This window comes from Desulfosarcina sp., from assembly GCF_033791525.1.
Lineage (GTDB): Bacteria > Desulfobacterota > Desulfobacteria > Desulfobacterales > Desulfosarcinaceae > Desulfosarcina.
This window is the reverse complement of record NZ_JASJGN010000455.1, coordinates 1-4115: the sequence shown is the minus strand read 5'-3', so window position 1 is coordinate 4115 and position 4115 is coordinate 1. Positions and strand designations below refer to the sequence as shown.

General features: G+C 59.2%; 3 protein-coding genes. All 3 read left to right on the top strand.

Annotated features, from left to right (window positions below):
• Nucleotides 1-334 precede the first annotated feature (334 nt).
• The 3 genes from QNK41_RS21440 (at nucleotide 335) to QNK41_RS21430 (ending at nucleotide 3935) form a co-directional block, all read left to right on the top strand.
• On the top strand, nucleotides 335-2062 hold the full coding sequence (locus QNK41_RS21440; RefSeq protein WP_319261417.1) for a thiamine pyrophosphate-binding protein: 1728 nt from the start codon (nucleotides 335-337) through the stop codon (nucleotides 2060-2062).
• A gap of 73 nt (nucleotides 2063-2135) precedes the next feature.
• A complete protein-coding gene (locus QNK41_RS21435) occupies nucleotides 2136-3077 on the top strand; it encodes a bile acid:sodium symporter family protein (protein WP_319261414.1) in 942 nt (313 codons plus the stop codon).
• Nucleotides 3078-3122: 45 nt separating this feature from the next.
• Nucleotides 3123-3935, top strand: coding sequence for an SDR family oxidoreductase (locus QNK41_RS21430; protein ID WP_319261412.1), 813 nt, complete (start codon nucleotides 3123-3125; stop codon nucleotides 3933-3935).
• Nucleotides 3936-4115 lie beyond the last annotated feature (180 nt).

Below are 4115 nucleotides of genomic sequence, written 5' to 3'. Positions count from 1 at the left end.
AGCATCCTGCGCTCGCATTGCTGGCCGCATTTACCACTGGTATTGTCGTTGGCAATCTGTTTTCGCGACGATAAGGAAGATGGACTAATAAAAAGTCATAGATCAAACGGCTTCGTAAAGCGTTCGAGATCAAGGCTTGTGGGCCGCGGTAGCGAGCTTGAGCGAGCGAACAGCAAATTGATCTTGATCCTTACGGCGAACATTCATGTTCCATCCCGAGGAATGAGGCGTACATACGGTACTCCGCAGTGACGAGGGGTGAAGCGTAACGCAGATATCGGACTTCTTACGGAGCCGTCAACGATTACATCAAACCAAGTATACTGGAGGGAACATGGCTGAAATAACCGGGGGGGAACTGTTACTGAGGTGCCTGCACGCCGAAGGGGTGCGCCATATCAACGCCATCACCGACGGCACCTACATGATGGTGATCGAAGCCCTGGAGCGGCTCGGTGAAGAATTGAATATGCGGCTGGTGGTTCCGCGTCATGAAGCGGCCGCCGCCCATGCCTGTGACGCCTACACCCGGGTGACCGGGGGGCCGGCGGTGGTAATGGCCTGTGCGGGTCCGGGGGCGGCCAATTTGGTGGCCGGCATGATGTGTGCCCAGGCCGAAGGCAGCCCGGTCGTGGCCATCACCACGACGCGTCGCAGCGACATTTCCGATTCTTACGTCCATCAGGGGGGCATGCAGGTCAGCAACCACCTGGACGTGTTCAGGCCGGCGGTCAAATGGAACGGAAAAGTCGACCACTGGAAGCGGATTCCCGATATGGTGCGACACGCCTTCCGCACCGCCATGTCCGGCAGACCCGGGCCTACCCACATTCTCATCCCGGAGGATATCATCTCCCAAAAGAGTGACGACGCCGGCGTGGCCATCATCGCCCCGCAACGATACCGGGTGGTTGATCGGATGCCGGCAGACCCCGCGATCGTTAAAAAGGCGGCGGAGATGCTGGTAAATGCGGATCTGGTCAACATTCACTGCGGAAATGGCTCGGAACGCGCCGATGCCGGCGATCAGGTCCGTAAACTGGCCGACCACCTGGGATGCCCGGTGACCCATACCATCCGGGCCCGCGGCATCATTCCTGACGATCATCCCCTTTGCTTTCATCCCACCTGCATGTCACGCATCGTGGCCAACAATCAGGCCGATCTGGTCCTGGCGGTGGGGACGCGGCTGGGCGAGCTCAATATGTGGGGCCAGCCGCCCATGTTCGGCGAACCGGACAAGCAGCGCCTGATCCAGATCGACACAGAGCCCACCAATATCGGGCTCAACCGGCCCACCGATATTGCACTGATCGGGGACGCGCGACTCGTGCTGGCGCAGCTTTTCGAAGAAGTTCGACAGTTGACGCAACAGCGCCCCCATCATGCTAAAATCGCCGAACTCAGGGCCCTTCAGGATCAGTTTCAAAAGGAATTGGATGACGCGATGGCCGACACGGCGCGCACGCCCATGTTGACCGGTCAGATTTTGAAGGTCTGCAACGACTTTTTCAGCGAGGATGCCATCTTCGTCATGGACGGGGGTAACACAACCCTGTGGGACCTGCATTATCATGTTGCCAAAAAATCGCGCTCGGTTATTTACTCGATGAACTACGGGCACTTAGGTACGGGGCTGCCATACGCCATCGGTGCCAAACTGGCCTGCCCCGAAAAACCGGTCTATTGTGTGACCGGTGACAGCGCCTTCGGTTTCAACATCCAGGAACTGGAAACCGCCGTGCGCAACCGTCTGCCCGTTATCATCCTTGTCGCCGTGGATGGTGCCTACGGCATGGAAAAGAGCGCTCAACAGCGCCAGTTCGGGCGTGACGCCGCCTGGTTCGGTCATGACCATGCACCGGTTCGCTACGATCAGGTGGGCACGGCCATGGGGTGTCACGGTGAATTCGTGGAAGCTGTCCAGGAGATCCTGCCGGCCCTGGAACGCTCTGTGTCCTCCGGAAAACCTGCCGTGATTCATGTGGTCGTCGATCCCGATGCCAATGTGGATCCGCCGGGCAACTGGTTGTGGGCGGCGGCACGATCGGGCAAGATGTAAATGGCATTGTCGGCAGTCCGCATCGGGTCTTTGGATAAAATCCGGTGCGGTCTTCAAAAAAAGGAGAACCCCCATGGAACCGCTCGCCATCGATCAGGTCCGGCTAAACTTCAACCCTCAGGGGCTCATGGTGATCAACGCGGCCATCGGCCTGATGATGCTGGGCGTTTCCCTGGATTTGAAACTCGACGACTTCAAGCGTATCCTGGTCTCTCCCAAAGCACCCTGCATCGGTCTGATCGCCCAGTTCATCCTGCTGCCGGCATTCACTTTCCTGTTGATCCTGGTATTAAAACCCCATCCGTCCATGGCCTTAGGGATGATTCTGGTGGCGGCCTGCCCCGGCGGAAACCTGTCCAACATCATGACCTACCTGGCCAAGGGCAACTGCGCGGTGTCCATCAGCATGACGGCCATCTCCACTGTGGCGGCGATTGTCATGACCCCGCTGAACCTTTCCATCTGGGGCAGCCTCAATCCGGCCACGGCCGAGATCCTGCGCCGGGTCAGCCTCAGTCCCGTGGATGTTTTTATCACCATATTTGTCATTCTGGGTATCCCGCTGATCCTCGGGCAGATGCTGGCCCGGTTTTTCCCCACCCTGGCCGACCGGGTGCGCCGCCCCTTCAAGATCTTTTCCCTGGTCTTTTTCATCCTGATTGTCGGTGGTGCATTGGCGGCCAACTGGAACAATTTCATCAGCTATGTGGGCATCGTCATGTTTGCGGTGTTTCTGCACAATGCCCTGGCATTGAATCTGGGATACTGGTCCGGGCGGTTGGCCAGGCTGGAAGAGCGGGATGCACGCGCCACCTGCATCGAGGTGGGCATTCAGAATTCGGCTCTGGGACTGGTGCTGGTTTTCAATTTCTTCGACGGTGTGGGAGGCATGGCCATTCTCGTGGCCTGGTGGGGGGTGTGGCATATTATCGCCGGCCTGACCACGGCGTTTATCTTCACCCGTCGCCCGCTGCCTGGCGCTGAGCAGGCGGATCCGGCGGCGTCCCGGTTGTGATCGCATTTTTTGGCGGATGCGCGTTTTTCAACAAAGGAGATAGGCGTGGCCGGACGGAAATTTTCCAATAAAGTTGTGGTGGTTACCGGTGCGGCCAGCGGAATCGGGCTGGCCGTGGCCGAACGCTTTGCCCGGGCCGGTGCGACCTGTGCCCTGCTGGACATGGACGAAGCGCGCCTGAAGCAATGCGAGGGGCAGTTCCGCCGGGCCGGCCACCGGGTCATGGGCCTGCGCTGTGATGTGACCCGACGTGCCGACTGTGAAGCGGCCATACAGACCGTCATCGACGGCTTCGGCGGAATCGATGTGCTGTTCAACAACGCCGGCATCACCCAGCGCAGTGCCTTTACGGAGACCCGCATCGAGGTATACGAGCGGGTCATGGCGGTCAACTTTTTCGGCGCCCTCTACTGCACCAAGGCGGCCATCCACAGCCTGATCCAGCGGCGCGGCCTGATTATTTCCAATGAAAGCATCGCCGGTGTGGCACCTCTGTTGGGCCGCACCGGCTACGCCGCCAGCAAACACGCCATGCATGGCCTGTTCACCTCCCTGCGCAGCGAAATCAGGGACCATGGCGTCCACGTCATGGTGGTCTGCCCCGGCTTCATCAAGACCCATTTGCAGGACCGGGCCCTGGGGGGGGATGGAACCGTCACCCAATATCCGCAATCGAGGGTCGGAAGGCAGGATACCCCGGAGCGCGCCGCCGAGGCCATCTTCCGCGGGGCCCAGAAAGAAAAGGACCTGCTGGTGCTCACCACCGTGGGAAAAATTGCCTATTGGATCAGTCGACTGGCGCCGGGATTTTACGAACGTCGCATGGCCAGTCGATTCAAGGCGGAATTGGAGCGCTGAAATCCGTGGATGGCTGCCAACATCAATCAGGAAAGCAATGGGACTCAAAGAGAGAAGAGAACGGGAGAAAGAAGCGCGCAAGCGTCAGATATTGACGGCTGCCAGGCGGCTGTTGTTCAAAAGGGGGATTCAGTCCACCAGTATCAACCAGATCGCCCGCACGGCCGAACTGGGCGTCGG